Annotated in this window: 16 protein-coding genes; 12 read left to right on the top strand and 4 right to left on the bottom strand. The window is 59.0% G+C overall.

The window, feature by feature from the left end:
* Nucleotides 1-34: 34 nt before the first annotated feature.
* Together tdh and kbl are read right to left on the bottom strand one after the other, a co-directional pair.
* Entirely contained in the window at nucleotides 35-1,060 is a 1,026-nt protein-coding gene (gene tdh / locus ABLX76_RS09975) for an L-threonine 3-dehydrogenase (RefSeq protein ID WP_004205051.1), read from the bottom strand.
* 12 nt (nucleotides 1,061-1,072) lie between these two features.
* Entirely contained in the window at nucleotides 1,073-2,266 is a 1,194-nt protein-coding gene (gene kbl, locus ABLX76_RS09970; protein ID WP_086075611.1) for a glycine C-acetyltransferase, read from the bottom strand.
* Nucleotides 2,267-2,479: 213 nt separating this feature from the next.
* Here kbl and rfaD point away from each other — a divergent pair, with 213 nt between their 5' ends.
* The 5 genes from rfaD to ABLX76_RS09945 are packed head-to-tail and all read left to right on the top strand — an operon-like array spanning nucleotide 2,480 to nucleotide 7,509.
* On the top strand, nucleotides 2,480-3,412 hold the full coding sequence (gene rfaD / locus ABLX76_RS09965) for an ADP-glyceromanno-heptose 6-epimerase (RefSeq protein WP_023291355.1): 933 nt from the start codon (nucleotides 2,480-2,482) through the stop codon (nucleotides 3,410-3,412).
* 8 nt (nucleotides 3,413-3,420) lie between these two features.
* A complete protein-coding gene (rfaF, locus tag ABLX76_RS09960) occupies nucleotides 3,421-4,479 on the top strand; it encodes an ADP-heptose--LPS heptosyltransferase RfaF (protein WP_044525043.1) in 1,059 nt (352 codons plus the stop codon).
* Nucleotides 4,480-4,482: 3 nt separating this feature from the next.
* Nucleotides 4,483-5,454: a lipopolysaccharide heptosyltransferase RfaC gene (gene rfaC, locus ABLX76_RS09955; RefSeq protein ID WP_065882887.1), complete on the top strand. Its 972-nt coding sequence runs from the start codon at nucleotides 4,483-4,485 to the stop codon at nucleotides 5,452-5,454.
* Nucleotides 5,454-6,362, top strand: a complete 909-nt coding sequence (locus ABLX76_RS09950) for a sugar glycosyltransferase (protein WP_086075613.1) — start codon at nucleotides 5,454-5,456, stop codon at nucleotides 6,360-6,362. The genes rfaC and ABLX76_RS09950 overlap by 1 nt, the downstream gene beginning before the upstream one ends.
* A complete protein-coding gene (locus ABLX76_RS09945; RefSeq protein ID WP_165455274.1) occupies nucleotides 6,340-7,509 on the top strand; it encodes an O-antigen ligase family protein in 1,170 nt (389 codons plus the stop codon). Before ABLX76_RS09950 ends, ABLX76_RS09945 begins: the two co-directional genes overlap by 23 nt.
* Nucleotides 7,510-7,553: 44 nt before the next feature.
* Here ABLX76_RS09945 and ABLX76_RS09940 read toward each other — a convergent pair whose 3' ends face one another.
* Nucleotides 7,554-8,633, bottom strand: a complete 1,080-nt coding sequence (locus ABLX76_RS09940; protein WP_032454363.1) for a glycosyltransferase family 9 protein — start codon at nucleotides 8,631-8,633, stop codon at nucleotides 7,554-7,556.
* Nucleotides 8,634-8,651: 18 nt separating this feature from the next.
* Nucleotides 8,652-9,614: a polysaccharide deacetylase family protein gene (locus ABLX76_RS09935; protein ID WP_002922494.1), complete on the bottom strand. Its 963-nt coding sequence runs from the start codon at nucleotides 9,612-9,614 to the stop codon at nucleotides 8,652-8,654.
* A 111-nt stretch (nucleotides 9,615-9,725) separates the two neighbouring features.
* Between ABLX76_RS09935 and rfaQ the strand changes: the two genes are divergently transcribed.
* From rfaQ to coaD, 7 genes are all read left to right on the top strand, one after another.
* Entirely contained in the window at nucleotides 9,726-10,802 is a 1,077-nt protein-coding gene (gene rfaQ, locus ABLX76_RS09930; protein ID WP_050533484.1) for a putative lipopolysaccharide heptosyltransferase III, read from the top strand.
* The gene (locus ABLX76_RS09925; RefSeq protein WP_348874464.1) at nucleotides 10,799-11,926 is read left to right on the top strand and encodes a glycosyltransferase family 4 protein; all 1,128 of its coding nucleotides are present in this window, start codon (nucleotides 10,799-10,801) and stop codon (nucleotides 11,924-11,926) included. Before rfaQ ends, ABLX76_RS09925 begins: the two co-directional genes overlap by 4 nt.
* 2 nt (nucleotides 11,927-11,928) lie before the next feature.
* The gene (locus ABLX76_RS09920) at nucleotides 11,929-13,023 is read left to right on the top strand and encodes a glycosyltransferase (RefSeq protein ID WP_023291364.1); all 1,095 of its coding nucleotides are present in this window, start codon (nucleotides 11,929-11,931) and stop codon (nucleotides 13,021-13,023) included.
* A gap of 29 nt (nucleotides 13,024-13,052) precedes the next feature.
* Nucleotides 13,053-14,042 carry a glycosyltransferase gene (locus ABLX76_RS09915; protein WP_023291365.1) on the top strand — a complete coding sequence of 330 codons (990 nt, stop codon included), beginning with the start codon at nucleotides 13,053-13,055 and terminating at the stop codon, nucleotides 14,040-14,042.
* Nucleotides 14,043-14,133: 91 nt separating this feature from the next.
* Nucleotides 14,134-15,408 carry a lipid IV(A) 3-deoxy-D-manno-octulosonic acid transferase gene (gene waaA, locus ABLX76_RS09910; RefSeq protein WP_004205065.1) on the top strand — a complete coding sequence of 425 codons (1,275 nt, stop codon included), beginning with the start codon at nucleotides 14,134-14,136 and terminating at the stop codon, nucleotides 15,406-15,408.
* Entirely contained in the window at nucleotides 15,408-16,184 is a 777-nt protein-coding gene (locus ABLX76_RS09905; RefSeq protein WP_348874463.1) for a glycosyltransferase family 2 protein, read from the top strand. Before waaA ends, ABLX76_RS09905 begins: the two co-directional genes overlap by 1 nt.
* Nucleotides 16,181-16,660 carry a pantetheine-phosphate adenylyltransferase gene (gene coaD / locus ABLX76_RS09900; RefSeq protein WP_004205067.1) on the top strand — a complete coding sequence of 160 codons (480 nt, stop codon included), beginning with the start codon at nucleotides 16,181-16,183 and terminating at the stop codon, nucleotides 16,658-16,660. The genes ABLX76_RS09905 and coaD overlap by 4 nt, the downstream gene beginning before the upstream one ends.
* The last annotated feature ends 49 nt before the right edge of the window (nucleotides 16,661-16,709 follow it).

Below are 16,709 nucleotides of genomic sequence, written 5' to 3'. Positions count from 1 at the left end.
CTTTTTTGCTGATGTTTACAACAGACCGGAGGCGTTATTCCCAGCTCAGAACCACTTTGCCGGACTGACCAGAGCGCATGGCGTCAAAGCCCTTCTGGAAGTCGTCAATGCCGAAGCGGTGGGTGATGATCGGCGAAAGATCCAGGCCAGACTGGATCAACGCCGCCATCTTGTACCAGGTTTCGAACATTTCGCGACCATAGATCCCTTTGATAAACAGCCCCTTGAAGATGACCTTGGTCCAGTCGATGGACATATCCGACGGCGGGATACCCAGCATCGCGATACGGCCGCCGTGGTTCATGGTATCCAGCATGCTGCGGAACGCCGGCGGCGCGCCGGACATCTCCAGACCCACGTCGAAACCTTCGGTCATCCCCAGCTCGGCCATCACGTCGTTGAGGTTCTCTTTCGCCACGTTCACCGCGCGGGTGACGCCCATTTTGCGCGCCAGCTCGAGACGGTACTCGTTAACGTCAGTGATCACCACGTTACGCGCGCCGACGTGTTTCGCCACCGCCGCCGCCATCACGCCGATCGGACCGGCGCCGGAGACCAGCACGTCTTCCCCTACCAGATCGAAGGAGAGCGCGGTGTGCACGGCGTTGCCGAATGGGTCGAAGATGGACGCCAGGTCATCAGAGATATTGTCGGGAATTTTAAAGGCGTTAAAGGCCGGGATCACCAGATACTCGGCAAAGCAGCCCGGGCGGTTGACGCCCACGCCGATGGTGTTGCGGCACAGGTGGGTACGGCCCGCGCGGCAGTTACGGCAGTGACCGCAGGTGATATGCCCTTCGCCGGAGACGCGGTCGCCAATCTTAAAGCCGCGCACTTCCTGGCCAATCCCCACCACTTCGCCGACATATTCGTGCCCGACCACCATCGGCACCGGAATGGTCTTCTGCGACCACTCATCCCAGTTGTAGATGTGCACGTCGGTCCCGCAAATGGCGGTCTTGCGGATTTTAATCAGCAGATCGTTATGGCCGACTTCCGGTTCCGGTACGTCGGTCATCCAGATGCCTTCTTCCGCTTTCAGTTTGGATAACGCTTTCATCTCACACCCTTATTAGGCGATGACGCCCAGTTGTTTGCCGATGCGGGTAAAGGCTTCCACCGCACGCTCAATTTGTTCAGGGGTATGCGCCGCCGACATCTGGGTGCGAATACGCGCCTGGCCTTTCGGTACCACCGGATAGAAGAAGCCGGTGACATAGATCCCTTCTTTCTGCAGTTCGCGGGCAAAGTTCTGCGCCACCACCGCTTCACCCAGCATCACCGGAATGATGGCGTGGTCGGCACCCGCCAGGGTGAAGCCTGCCGCAGTCATTTTTTCACGGAACAGACGCGCGTTGGCCCACAGGCGATCGCGCAGGTCTGCGCCCTCTTCGACCATCTCCAGCACTTTGATGGAGGCGGCCACGATGGCCGGCGCCAGAGAGTTGGAGAACAGATACGGACGGGAACGCTGGCGCAGCCACTCGACCACCTCTTTGCGTGCGGCGGTGTAGCCGCCGGAGGCGCCGCCCAGCGCTTTACCCAGCGTGCCGGTGATGATGTCGACGCGCCCCATCACATCGCAGTATTCGTGGGAGCCGCGACCGTTTTCGCCGACGAAGCCGACGGCGTGGGAGTCATCGACCATCACCAGCGCATCGTATTTATCCGCCAGGTCGCAAACGCCTTTCAGGTTGGCGATCACACCGTCCATCGAGAAGACGCCGTCGGTGGCGATCAGCACGTGACGCGCGCCAGCGTCGCGGGCTTCTTTCAGACGCGCTTCCAGTTCCTGCATATCGTTGTTGGCATAGCGGAAGCGCTTTGCTTTACACAGGCGCACGCCGTCGATGATCGAGGCATGGTTCAGGGCGTCGGAGATAATGGCGTCTTCCGGGCCGAGCAGCGTTTCAAACAGGCCGCCGTTGGCGTCAAAGCAGGAGGAGTAGAGGATCGCGTCTTCCATACCGAGGAAATCCGCCAGCTTCTTCTCCAGCTGCTTGTGCGTATCCTGGGTGCCGCAGATGAAGCGTACCGAGGCCATCCCGAAGCCGTGGCTGTCCATACCGGCCTTCGCCGCGTCGATCAGCGCCGGGTGGTTGGCCAGACCCAGGTAGTTATTGGCGCAGAAGTTAATCACGTGGCTGTCGCCGACGGTAATGTCCGCCTGCTGCGCCGAGGTGATGATGCGCTCTTCTTTAAACAAGCCTTCGGCCCGAGCGGTCTCCAGATTGCTAGTTAACTGTTTGTAGAAATCACCACGCATTGCAACTCTCCAGATTCGGCAAAATTTGGCACATATTACCCAAAGCTATACGCTGATACGAGATGATGCATGCCTGAATGAATTATTTGCAGCATAAATCACGTCAGCCCAGCACCTTATTCTGCGAATGGCTGTAGGCTTGCTCATGTGGTGATATGATATGAGCATTCATGTCCGGATTGTCTCCGGGCTCTCAACTTCAAAGGTACAGTTATGATCATCGTAACCGGCGGCGCAGGCTTTATCGGCAGCAACATCGTTAAAGCGCTGAATGACAAGGGCATTACCGACATTCTGGTTGTCGACAATCTGAAAGACGGCACCAAGTTTGTGAACCTGGTTGACCTGAACATCGCTGACTACATGGATAAAGAAGACTTTCTGATCCAGATTATGGCAGGCGAAGAGTTCGGCGACATTGACGCTATCTTCCACGAAGGCGCGTGCTCTTCCACCACGGAGTGGGACGGCAAGTACATGATGGACAACAACTATCAGTACTCCAAAGAGCTGCTGCACTACTGCCTGGAGCGCGAAATTCCGTTCCTGTACGCCTCTTCGGCGGCCACCTACGGTGGACGCACCAGCGATTTCATCGAGTCTCGCGAGTATGAGCAGCCGCTAAACGTCTACGGCTACTCCAAATTCCTGTTCGATGAATACGTTCGTCAGATCCTGCCGGAAGCCAATTCGCAGATCGTCGGCTTCCGCTACTTCAACGTCTACGGGCCGCGCGAAGGCCACAAAGGCAGCATGGCGAGCGTCGCTTTCCACCTCAACACCCAGCTGAATAATGGCGAAAGTCCGAAACTGTTCGAAGGCAGCGACGGCTTCAAGCGCGACTTCGTCTACGTCGGCGACGTGGCTGACGTCAACCTGTGGTTCTGGGAAAACGGCGTTTCCGGCATCTTCAACCTCGGCACTGGCCGCGCGGAATCCTTCCAGGCCGTCGCCGACGCGACCCTGGCGTACCACAAAAAAGGCAGCATCGAGTACATCCCATTCCCGGACAAACTGAAAGGCCGCTACCAGGCGTTCACCCAGGCGGATCTGACTAACCTGCGTAAAGCGGGCTATGACAAACCGTTCAAAACCGTTGCCGAAGGCGTAACGGAGTATATGGCCTGGCTGAATCGGGATGCGTAAGAGATAACATGAAAATTCTGGTGGTAGGCCCGTCTTGGGTGGGCGACATGATGATGTCGCAAAGTCTTTATCGTACGCTCAGGGCGCGCTATCCCCAGGCGATTATCGACGTGATGGCGCCAGCCTGGTGTCGTCCGTTGTTATCGCGCATGCCGGAAGTGAACGAAGCGATCCCGATGCCGCTGGGCCACGGCGCGCTGGCTATCGGCGAACGCCGCAAGCTCGGCCACAGCCTGCGCGAGCGTCGCTACGATCGCGCTTACGTGCTGCCAAACTCGTTTAAATCGGCATTAGTCCCCTTCTTTGCCAACATCCCGCTACGCACCGGCTGGCGCGGCGAGATGCGCTACGGCCTGCTCAACGACGCCCGGGTGCTGGACAAAGACGCCTGGCCGCTGATGGTGGAACGCTACGTGGCGCTGGCCTACGACAACGGCGTGATGCGCTGCGCCAAAGATCTGCCGCAGCCGCTGCTATGGCCGCAGCTGCAGGTCAACGAAGGGGAAAAGTCGCAGGCCTGCAGCGCCTTTAACCTGTCCAACGATCGGCCGATCATCGGCTTTTGCCCCGGCGCGGAGTTCGGCCCGGCAAAACGCTGGCCGCACTATCACTATGCTGCGCTGGCGAAAAAGCTCATCGACGATGGTTATCAGATTGCGCTATTTGGCTCGGCAAAAGATAACGAGGCCGGCAAAGAGATCATCGCCGCCCTCAGCAGCGAGCAGCAGGCCTGGTGCCGGAATCTGGCGGGTGAAACCCAGCTGGAGCAGGCGGTGATCCTGATTGCCGCCTGTAAAGCGGTGGTGACTAACGATTCGGGGCTGATGCACGTCGCCGCGGCGCTGGACCGCCCGCTGGTGGCGCTGTATGGCCCGAGCAGTCCGGACTTTACCCCGCCGCTGTCGCATAAAGCGCGCGTGATCCGTCTGATTACCGGCTACCACAAGGTGCGCAAAGGCGATGCCGCGGAAGGTTATCATCAGAGCCTGATCGACATTACGCCAGAGCGCGTCCTGCAAGAGCTGAACGAATTGCTGACGGAAAAAACCGGGCACGAGGAAGCGTAGCGGATGCGGGTATTGATTGTAAAAACCTCATCGATGGGCGACGTGCTGCACACGCTGCCCGCGCTGACCGACGCCGCGCAGGCCATCCCCGGCATCCGCTTCGACTGGGTTGTGGAAGAAGGCTTCGCGCAGATCCCCTCCTGGCATGACAGCGTCGAGCGGGTGATCCCGGTGGCGATCCGCCGCTGGCGTAAAGCCTGGTTCTCCGCGCCGATCAAAGCGGAGCGTAAAGCCTTTCGCGAGGCCGTCCAGGCGGTCAAGTATGACGCCATTATCGACGCCCAGGGGCTGGTGAAAAGCGCTGCGCTGGTCACCCGTCTGGCGCACGGCGTCAAGCATGGTATGGACTGGCAAACGGCCCGCGAGCCGCTGGCCAGCCTGTTTTACAACCGCCGCCACCACATTGCGAAACAGCAGCACGCGGTGGAGCGTACCCGCGAGCTGTTCGCCAAAAGCCTCGGCTACGCGAAACCCCAAACCCAGGGGGATTACGCCATTGCGCGCCATTTCCTGCAGCACGAGGCTAGCGCTGCCGCCCCCTATCTGGTGTTTCTGCACGCCACCACACGCGACGATAAGCACTGGCCGGAAAACCGCTGGCAGGAACTGCTCGATCTGCTGGCCGACAGCGGCGTCCGCATTAAGCTGCCGTGGGGCGCCCCGCACGAAGAGGCGCGGGCGAAGCGGCTGGCGGAAGGCCGGGAATATGTTGAAGTGCTGCCGCGCATGAGCCTTGAGCAGGTGGCGCAGGTTCTGGCCAGCGCCCGGGCCGTCGTCTCGGTCGATACCGGCCTGAGTCATCTGACCGCCGCGCTGGATAAACCGAACTTCACGCTCTACGGCCCGACCGATCCGGGGCTGATTGGCGGATACGGTAAAAACCAGCACATCGTGCGGCCGGAAAACAGCGCCAGCACCGGCGATATTACCGCCAGCCGGGTTCATCTTCTTCTGCAAAATCAGGGGCTGCTCTGATGGGATCCCTGTTTAAGCAGATCTATCGCTACACCCGCCCTCGCGCTTATCGTCACAATGAAAATCTGTGGCCTTTTACCCGCATCACCCGCGCGCCGAGCGGCGAAATCAGCGCGTTGCGCTATAAAGGGAAAACGGTGCCGCTGGTCAGCCTGAGCGCGCTGAAAAACAGCATGCAGGGCGAAGTCCTGCTGACCGCCACTGGCCCTTCGACCCGCAATATCGATTTTTCCCTGTTGTCGAAAACGATCCCGGTGATGGGCGTCAATGGCGCCTGGCATCTTGCCGACCGCCTGCACTTTTCGCTCTATACCATCGTCGACATGGAGTTTTTCGATAAGAAGCCGGACATTATCCGCGCCATCGTCAGTCAGCCGGACATTCTGCTGTTCACCACCATGCATGGGATCGCCAAAATCGTCGATCGCCATGCGGACGCGCTGCGCTGCCGTTTGGCGTTGATTGAGGACGGTTGCTATAAGATTTACCAGCCGAAAGTCGCCAGCGAAGCGATAAAGCGCACTTACCAGCAGAATCCGGCGATGTGCTTTCATCCCCAGCGCCCGGATATCTGTTTTAGCACCGATATTCGCCAGGGCGTCTTTGATGCCGGCACGGTGGTCTACTGGGCGCTGCAGATCCTCGCCTGGCTGGGCTTCAGCACTATCCTGGTGAGCGGTCTGGATATGACTAACTTCAACCAGCCGCGATTCTACGAAACACAACAAGAAAAATTGCCTTCGTACCTGGCAACAAAAGTGGATAACCTCGTCATGCCCTCCTTTGCGCATGCCGCGCAGGTACTGCAGCAACGCCAGATCCGGGTCATTAATTTTTCACCAGAAAGCGCTGTGCCGGACACTATTTTCGAAAAGGTTGCGTTTAATGAGTACTTTAAAAATGAGTAACTACGCCAGACAGGGTTACTCGATTGTTTTTCCTTTGTTTTTATTTTTCAGCGCGATTTTTTGCATGTCCACCCGGACCAATAACCTGCTGCATTTATCGATCCTGCTGCTCTTGCTCTCGCTGGTACGCCCGGAAAACCGCCAGGCGCTGGCCGGCGTGTTACGCGAACAGTGGCAGACCTGGGCGCTGCTGGCGGTCTTCTTTATCTATTACGCCCTCAGTAACCTGTGGGGCCATACGCCGCAGCATATCGACTCGCCGATCACCCACGGCGTGTACCTGACGGGCTATCTGTTGCTGATGGCGATGCTGCTCAGCGACGAACGAACCCGCCGCCTGGCCATGCTGGCGGTGGTTGGCGGGATCACCGTGCTCTCGCTGTGGACGCTGATGTTCGACCACACCCTGGTCCTCACCGAGCGGGCGGTCTCCCCCGAGAACCCCGGGCCAACAAACGTTATCGACCTTGCCGGATACTGCGGCATCGGCATCTTAATCTGCGGCATGCTGCTGAAAGAAAAAGCCAGCCACTGGCTCTATCTGCCAGTGGCCATCATGCTGGTGATGATGCTGCTGACCCAAAGCCGCGGGCCGATCATCGCCCTGGTGCTGGCGGTCGGCTGTACGCTGCACCTGCACGTCTTCACCCGCCGCAACCTGCTGATCGCCGCGGCGCTGGCCGTGCTGGTGGCTCTGCTTTTGGTCATGACGCCGGTGGGCGACATGCTGCTCGCCCGTTTCGAAGAGTTGGGCACCCAAAGCGGGCTGCGCCTGAGCATCTGGCACCATACGCTGTCGGAGATAGCCAGCCAGCCCTGGCTGGGACGCGGTTTCAGCTATGAACTGGATTTCATCAACTACAGCGGCGAACACATCACCACCACCCACAGCGTATATATGGGCGCCCTGCTGAAAGGCGGCATCGTGGGTTTACTGCTGTTGCTGGCGGTCATTGCCTGCGGACTGTGGCAGGCGTGGCGCAAGCGCCGCTCCGACAGCCGCTACAGTCTGGCGATCCTGTTTTACGCGCTGGTATTTATGGCCTCGCAGGGGATGTTTATCATCAGCAACCCCCGGGAAACCTGGGTGCTGTTCTGGCTGCCGCTGGGCATTGCGCTCAGCAAAGGGCTGGCGGAAAAGCGTTAACAAGAAAGGGCCGCTGACGGCCCTTTTTTATATTCACTTTTCTATTAACTGCGGGCGGCGACCAGCCGGTCGGCCTGCTCTTTAATCACCGGCCATACCGACTCAATCGCCACATCGGCGACATTCGCTTCTTCACAAACGATCTGCCTCGCTTTGTCATAGCCCGGCGCCCAGATATGATAGCCGGGCAGCCCGGTATCCTTGAGTTTGCGTTTGTTATAGACCGCCACCATCGGTTTATCGAAAGCGCGGGCGATATGCACGATCGAGGTGTCCGGCGTAATGACTAAATCACAGCTGCGAATCACCTCCACGGCGGAGTTGATGGTGCTGTCGGCGACGTACAGCGCCATATCCAGCCCCAGCTGCTGAATTTTCTCGCTGCGACCCACCATCACGATACAGACCCGGTAAGGCAGAGCATGTAGCCGCTCGACCAGGGTCGCCACCTGATGACGACAGAAGTCTTTATCCTCGGAGGCGGTAAAAGGGTTAATGGCGATGCGCAGTGCGACCTCTCCGGCCTGGGAAAGCAAGCGCGCCACTTTCTCCCGCTCATGGCGACAGCCGGGGAGATGATAGTCGTATGGCTGGTCGTCAACGACGCCAAAAAGCTTCACCACCTGTTGATAGCGCAGGGAAATATGGCTGTTGCTGTCAAAAAAAGCGATCGAATGATCGTAAAGTTTATAGGGCTCTTTATTAAAGCCAATCACGCTGGTCGCCCGTAAATCGGCGAGTAATTTAAAGCGTTCATAGCTGGTCACGTCATCAAAATCGATAACCGCATCAAAACCCGCCGCCCGTAACGTATTTAAGGACATGCGTGGTCGATATAAATATACTTGCTCAATGAATTCTGAGCCGGCTAATATTTCGCAGCATATTGGTCCGGTTAACACCGAAACCTGATATCCCCGTTCGGCCAGTATTCTGGCGCAGCCGGTGGTCACCACCATATCGCCGACTTTATCGTCCAGGCGCAATAGCAGCACGCGGCGTACGGGGGCCGGGTCGAAGGGTTTGCGCGCAGGCTTATTTCTGTATCGATAGTTAATTAAATTAAATTTAATACCGCGGAAAAAAGCGTTCTTTTTCCGCGTCAATTGTTTAAGGATACGCATACGGTACCTTGAGCTGTGTTAGCGCTGTGTGATTTTCCGCTGGTAATATTCTGCCAACGTCATGCCCTTCACCTGCGGCGCCAGCCAGCTAAAAAAGGCTTCAAGGTCAGCGTATAAACGCTCAATATCCCGTTCATTCTGGAACGTGGGGCTGCCGCCGGGCATATATTCTGAAGAGTGGAGCATATATTCCACGTAGTCATTGCCCTGCGTCAACGTTTGTTCGACGACTTTTTTCATCGTCTCCACGTTGCCGCCCATCGGACGCAGCCAGTGCACGGAGGGGGAACGCACTTTGCCGCGCAGGCGGTCGTAGCCCTGCTTCACGCTGTTCATCCACGCGGAGTGCTTGTACTGAATGCTCATCGGCACTTCCAGCAGCGGCGAGTGGCCCTCGCGGCTGATGTCATTTTCATCGAGAAAATAGGCATGCTGCGGGAAGCGACGATAATCGGTCCCGCCATCGCCCTGCGGCGCCCCCTTGGCGGTCTTCCAGTTCACCCGCGGCGTCACCGAGCAATCCACCTGATACCCGTACTCCACCAGCAGACGCGCATAGCGCTCGTCAAAGGCCCAGCGCCCGGCGCGATGACTAACCATTTTGGTCTGGAAGGTGTCCTCCAGCAGACGCGTCATATAGTCGACCTTCTCACGCATCATGGCATCGCTGTATTCAATGAGATAAGGCTTATGCCGCCAGTCATCGGCGGTCAGCGGCTCGGTCGGCGGGCTGTTCCAGGCATGCAGATGCATACCGACTTCCGCGGTGCCGCGGGCAATCACGTCTCTGGCGAATTCGATATAAAAGGGGTCGATGGCCATTTCATAATTGGTCAAATAGACCGGTTTAAAGCCATACTTTTCGCAAAGCTGCTGAAAACGCGGGAGATAACGCGCATTCTCGGTGGTGATGCTGTCATGTTTTTGCCAGAGGTTATCGCCCTCTGTATCAATCGTGATGAGAAATGCGGGATTGTGCACGAAAACGTCCTCAGGCCATACGTATCGGGTCATGGTAGAGCAATACAACGCTTCTCTCAATCTGTCTGATCCCCTAGAATCGGAACCCTTATCCTGGATGAAGAACAGAGTATGACGCCTGAAACCCTCTCCCGCAGCCCCTTGAACCCGGCGCGGATCCTGGTCATTAAGCTGCGCCATCATGGCGACATGCTGCTGATCACCCCGCTTATTCACGCGCTGAAACAGCAGTATCCCGCCGCCAGCGTGGATGTCCTGCTGTATGAAGAGACCCGGGATATGCTCGCCGCCAACCCCGATATCCACCAAATTTATGGTCTCGACCGCCGCTGGAAAAAGCAGGGGAAAAAGCATCAGCTGAAGATGCAATGGCAGCTCATTCAGACGCTGCGCCAGCAGCGATACGATATGGTGCTCAACCTTGCCGACCAGTGGCCGAGCGCGATTATCAGCAAACTGACCGGCGCCGCGACGCGGATCGGCTTTGATTTTCCGAAGCGTCGCCACCCGTTCTGGCGCTATTGCCACACCGCGCTGGCCGCCACCCAACAGCATAATCAGCTGCATACGGTACAGCAGAATCTCTCTATCCTCGCTCCACTCGGTATCCAGTTGAACGACGCCCCGGCGCGGATGGGCTACAGCGAAGCAGACTGGGCCACCAGCCGCGCCCTGCTGCCGGAGGACTTCCGGGATAACTACATCGTCATCCAGCCAACGTCGCGTTGGTTCTTTAAATGCTGGCGCGAAGACAGGATGAGCGCGCTGATCAACGCGCTGTCCGCCGAAGGGTACGCGGTGGTACTCACCTCCGGCCCCGACGATAGAGAGAAGAAGATGGTGGAGACCATCATCGCCGGCTGCCCGCAGGCGCGGCTGCACTCTTTAGCCGGCCAGTTAACGCTGCGCCAGCTGGCGGCGGTGATCGATCACGCCCGGCTGTTTATCGGCGTCGACTCGGTGCCGATGCATATGGCTGCGGCTCTCGGCACTCCGCTGGTCGCCCTGTTCGGCCCCTCGAAGCTGACCTTCTGGCGTCCGTGGCAGGCGAAAGGCGAGGTGATCTGGGCAGGCGACTTCGGTCCGCTGCCCGACCCGGACGCCATCAACACCAACACCGACGAACGTTATCTCGATTTAATTCCTACCGACGCCGTGATCGCGGCGGCGAAAAAGGTACTGGCATGAGTAAATTCAGGCTGGCTCTGGTGCGGCAGAAGTACCGCCCGGACGGCGGCGCAGAACGGTTTGTCTCCCGCGCGCTGGAAGCCCTCGACAGCAGTCATCTGCAGCTGAACGTCATCACCCGCGAATGGCAGGGGCCGGTGAAACCGGACTGGCAGATCCATATCTGTAATCCGCGCAAATGGGGGCGCATCAGCCGCGAGCGCGGTTTTGCCAACGCCGCGCGGGCGCTCTGGCAGCGCGAATCTTTCGACCTGGTGCAGAGCCATGAGCGTATTCCCGGCTGCGATCTCTACCGCGCCGGCGACGGCGTTCATCGCCGCTGGCTGCAACAGCGCTCGCGCATTTTACCGGCCTGGAAAAGCCGCCTGCTGTTCGCCGACCGCTACCACCGTTATGTGATGCAAGCGGAACGCGAGATGTACGAAGACCCGCATCTGCGTGGGGTGATCTGCAACGCCGAGATGATCAAACGCGAGATCATCGAAGACTTTGGCCTGCCGGCGGACAAGATCCACGTTATCTATAACGCCATTGATAACCAGCGTTTCCTGCCGCCGGGCGAAGAAACCTTTGCCGCCTTACGCGCCAAATGGCAGTTGCCGCTGCAGGCAACGTGCCTGATTTACGTCGGCTCCGGCTTTGAGCGTAAAGGGCTGGCGGCGGCGATCCGCGCCATCGCCCCGACCGATCGCTATCTGCTGGTGGTTGGCAAAGATAAAGATCAGCCGCGCTATCAGGCGCTGGCGAAGAGTCTCGGCTGCGAAGCGCGGGTGCGCTTCTTCGGCATGCAGTCGGAGACGCTGCCGTTCTATCAGATGGCCGATGGCCTGCTGCTGCCGACCCTCTACGATCCGTTCCCCAACGTCATCCTTGAGGCAATGGCCTGCGGTCTGCCAGTGATCACCACCACCGGCTGCGGCGGGGCAGAGTTTGTCGTCAACGGCCACAACGGTTACGTCTGCGACGCCCTGGATATCCCGGCGCTGCAGCAGGCGGTGATGGCCCTGCCTGCCCGCGCGCTGGGCTCCGCGGAAGGCGACCGCGCCCGCGAGCGCATCATGGCCTGCACCAGCGAGCGCCTCTCAACCCAGCTGCTTTCCCTTTATCAGGATCTGGTGAAATAACGATGCGCATCTTATTTGTGATTGACGGATTGCCCGGCGGCGGCGCGGAGAAAGTCGTTCTCACCCTGGCGGCGCAGTTCCTGCGCGACGGCGATCGGGTCTCGCTCATTTCGCTACGCGACGTCTGCGAGTACCCATTGCCCGAGGGGCTCGACTACCAGGTGGTGGCCGATCGCTGCCGCAAACCGTGGCGCAAGCTGACCGAGCTGTCCCGCCGCGCCCGCCAGCTGGACGCCGCGGTCATCCGGGCCGAGCAGCAGGGACAATTTGACCTTGTGCTCTCCAACCTGCACAAAACAGACCGCATCGTCGCCCGCAGCCGGGCGCTGCGCGAGCGCAACGTCTGGTTCTGCCTGCACGGCGTCTTCTCGGCCTCTTATCTTGGTCACCGTACCGGCTTTGACCGCTGGATGAAGCAGCAGAAAATTAAGCGGATTTACCAGGGGCGCAACGTGGTAGCGGTTTCCGACGCCGTGGGGCGCGATCTGGTGGACGCCTTCGCCCTGCGCCCGGCGCAGCTGAAAACCATCTATAACCCCTTCGATATCGCGGCCCTGCGCGCCGGGGCGGAAGCCGACAGCGAGCGCCCGGACGGCGACTACCTGATTCACGTCGGCCGCTTCCATCCCGGCAAACGCCACGACCGCCTGCTCGAAGCCTACGCGCAAAGCGGCATCGACGCGCCGCTGGTGCTGTTAGGCCAGGGGAAACCGGAGCAAGAGCAGCGCCTGCGCCAGCTGGCCAAAACGCTGCAGATTGACGACCGGGTGTGGTTCAAAGGTTTTCAGGAAAACCCCTTACCGTGGATCAAAGGCGCGCGGATGCTGGTTTTGAGCTCGGATAGCGAAGGATTCGGCAATGTGGTGGTGGAGGCGCTGCTGTTGCATACCCCGGTCGCCAGCACCCGCTGCCCCGGCGGCGTCACCGAGATCCTCACCGGCGAACTTGCCCGCGGTCTGGCGGATCTCACCAGTCCGGCGCTGGCTCAGACGATGCAAAGCATTTACCATAACCCGCCGGCCATCGACGATGCCGCGCTGGAAAAATTCAGCGTCGTGTCCATTTGTCAGCAGTACCGTCAGCTGCAGCGCATCTGACGCCGTTAGTTAACCAGGATCGAAGATTTATGAGTCAAACGCCTTTACTGAGCATCGTGGCTGCCGTCTACAACGGTGAGAAATTTCTTGCGCAATTCTTTGAGTGCATTGAACAGCAGCAGCTGGACAGCTATGAACTGATCCTGGTGAACGATGGGTCGACGGACAACAGCCTGGCGGTGATCGCCGAATGGCGGGATCGGCTGCAGAACGTCCAGGTGCTGGAGCAGGAAAACCAGGGCGTCTCGGTCGCGCGCAATACCGGCCTGGCGGTTGCCAGCGGCAAGTACCTCGCGTTTCCGGACATCGACGATAAACTCTATCCGGGCATGTATCGCACGCTGCTGGAGATGGCGGAGAAAGCACATCTCGATGTCGCCACCTGCAACGGCACCTACGTGTACGAAAAGCGCCGCGAGAGCCACCCGATCTTTCCGCTGGATCGCTTGCCCTCGACCGGTGTGCTGCCGGGCCATGTCTGGCTCAAGCAGGCCCTGGACTCGCGGAAATTTCTGCACGTCACCTGGCTCAATATCTATCGCCACGATTTTATCCGCCAGCATCACTTCCATTTCGAGCCCGGCCTGCGCCATCAGGATATCCCGTGGACCACAGAGGCGCTGCTGGCCGCGGAGCGCGTGCAGTACACCAGTCAGCAATTCTATGATTACTACATCCACTCTGAGTCGGTGTCGCATAAGCCGGACAACGACGACACGCTGATGCGTTCGGCGCGCCATTACATGAAAATTCTGGAGATGCTGGAGGCGATCAACCAGCGTTACCCGGACAAAGTGCGCCATATCGCCGCCTGTCGCTGGCAGATCGCCAAAGAAGGCCTGGGGATCATCCACACCTTCGACAGTATGAAAGATGAGTCGAAAAAGCATGTTATCATTAAAGAATTCTTCGACCGCGGTATCTGGCGGTTAATCTGGAAAAACGCCTGTACTTTCCGTTTACGCTGGCGCCTGGGACGCCGTTATCTGCGTATTAAGCGTTATCGCCACGCGGGATAGACCAAAAACCCGCTGTTTCCGCCAAAGAGATAGCTTTACGCGGGCTAAATGCTTAGAATTTGCCCGCCAAAACAGAGAACGGATAAATAGTTTGGAATTGCTTTATACCACCCTACTTTACCTTATTCAGCCGCTGGTGTGGCTGCGGCTGCTGCTGCGCAGTCGTAAGGCTCCTGCCTACCGTAAACGCTGGGCGGAACGCTATGGCTTCTGTCAGAACAAGGTAGAGCCGGATGGCATTCTGCTGCACTCCGTTTCCGTCGGCGAGACCTTAGCCGCCATCCCGCTGGTTCGCGCCCTGCGCCACCGCTACCCTTCTCTGCCGATCACCGTCACCACCATGACGCCGACCGGCTCCGAGCGCGCCATGTCGGCCTTCGGCAAAGATGTCCATCACGTCTATCTGCCCTACGATCTGCCCGGCGCCATGAACCGCTTCCTGGACACCGTTCAGCCGAAGCTGGTGATCGTCATGGAGACCGAACTGTGGCCGAATATGGTAGCCGCGCTGCATAAGCGTAAGATCCCGCTGGTGATTGCCAACGCCCGCCTGTCCGAACGTTCCGCCAAAGGCTATGCCAAACTGGGCGGCTTTATGCGCCGCCTGTTGAGCCGTATTACGCTTATCGCCGCGCAGAATGAAGAAGATGGCAACCGCTTCCTCGCGCTGGGACTGAAGCGCAACCAGCTGGCGGTCACCGGCAGCCTGAAATTCGATATCTCCGTCACGCCAGAGCTGGCGGCCCGCGCGGTGACGCTGCGCCGGCAATGGGCGCCGCACCGCAAAGTCTGGATTGCCACCAGCACCCACGATGGCGAAGAGCAAATTATCCTCCAGGCGCATAAAAAGCTGCTGGAGACCTTTCCGAACCTGCTGCTGATCCTTGTTCCTCGCCATCCGGAGCGCTTCCCTGACGCCCGCGACATGGTGCAAAAAGCCGGAATGAGCTTCACTCTGCGCAGCACCGGCGAGATCCCCTCCTCCAGTACCCAGGTGGTCATTGGCGATACCATGGGCGAACTGATGCTGCTCTACGGCATTGCCGACCTCGCTTTCGTCGGCGGCAGCCTGGTGGAGCGCGGCGGCCATAACCCGCTCGAGCCGGCGGCGCACGCCATTCCGGTGCTAATGGGGCCGCATACCTTCAATTTCAAAGATATCTGCGCCAAGCTGCAGCAGGACGATGGCCTGATCACCGTCACCGACGCTAACTCGCTGGTCAAAGAGGTTTCCACGCTGCTGACCGATGAAGACTACCGCCTGTGGTATGGCCGTCACGCGGTGGAAGTGCTGCACCAAAACCAGGGCGCGCTGTCGCGTCTGCTACAGTTACTGCAACCTTACCTGCCGCAGCGGAGTCATTAATGTCGAACCGGCTTTCCGTGGTGATGATCGCCAAAAACGCAGCGGACCTGCTGCCGGATTGTCTGGACTCCGTTAGCTGGGCGGATGAAATTATCGTCCTCGACTCCGGCAGTACCGATGGCACCGTCGAGCTGGCTCGCCGCCTCGGGGCGCAGATCTATACCCATACCGACTGGCGAGGCTATGGCATTCAGCGCCAGCGCGCGCAGGACTACGCCACCGGCGACTGGGTGTTGATGATCGATACCGATGAGCGCGTCACGCCGGAACTCAGGCAGGCTATTCTTACGGTACTGGCAGCCCCGCAGCGCGGCGCCATCTACAGCATCGCCCGCCGTAACTATTTTCTCGGACGCTTTATGCGCCACAGCGGTTGGTACCCCGATCGCGTCCTGCGCCTGTACGAACGCGCCCGTTACCGCTATAACGATAATCTGGTCCATGAATCGCTGGATAGCCTGGGCGCCGAGGTCATTCCGTTGACCGGCGATCTCCTGCATCTGACGTGCCGCGACTTCGCTGGCTTTCAGCAAAAACAGCTGGCGTATGCCGCCGCATGGGCGCTAGAACGCCACCAGAAGGGCAAGAAGACCTCGATGGCGGGGATATTCAGCCACACGCTGGGCGCGTTCCTGAAAACGCTGCTGCTGCGCGGTGGGGTGCTGGACGGTAAGCAGGGCTGGTTACTGGCGATGGTCAACGCGCAGTATACGTTTACGAAATATACCGAGCTGTGGGCGCTGAGCCACGGCTACTCGGAGAAAGAGTCATCATGAGCACAAAAGCGATCTATCCGGGTACCTTCGATCCCATCACCAATGGCCATATCGATATCGTCACCCGCGCGGCGAGTATGTTCGATAAAGTGGTGCTGGCTATCGCCGCCAGCCCGAGTAAAAAGCCGATGTTCAGCCTTGATGAACGTATTGCGCTGGCGGAGCAGGCGACGGCCCACCTGGTGAATGTTCAGGTGGTCGGCTTCAGCGACCTGATGGCCAGCTTCGCGCGCGCGCAGCAGGCCAATATCCTGATCCGCGGCCTGCGGGCGGTGGCGGATTTCGAATATGAGATGCAGCTGGCCCATATGAACCGCCATTTGATGCCCACCCTTGAGAGCGTGTTCCTGATGCCGTGCAAAGAGTGGTCGTTTATCTCCTCTTCGCTGGTCAAAGAAGTCGCGCGCCACCAGGGCGATGTCTCTCACTTCCTGCCAGCCAACGTCCACCAGGCGCTGTTGAATAAGCTGAAGTAACGCATCTGCTGGGCATGAGCCAGGCTGGCGCTGCGCTTACCTGGCCTAC

The organism is Klebsiella sp. JB_Kp004, from assembly GCF_040065795.1.
Taxonomy (GTDB): domain Bacteria; phylum Pseudomonadota; class Gammaproteobacteria; order Enterobacterales; family Enterobacteriaceae; genus Klebsiella; species Klebsiella quasipneumoniae.
Note: the sequence above shows the minus strand (reverse complement) of the source record. Positions and strands in the feature narration are given on the sequence as shown.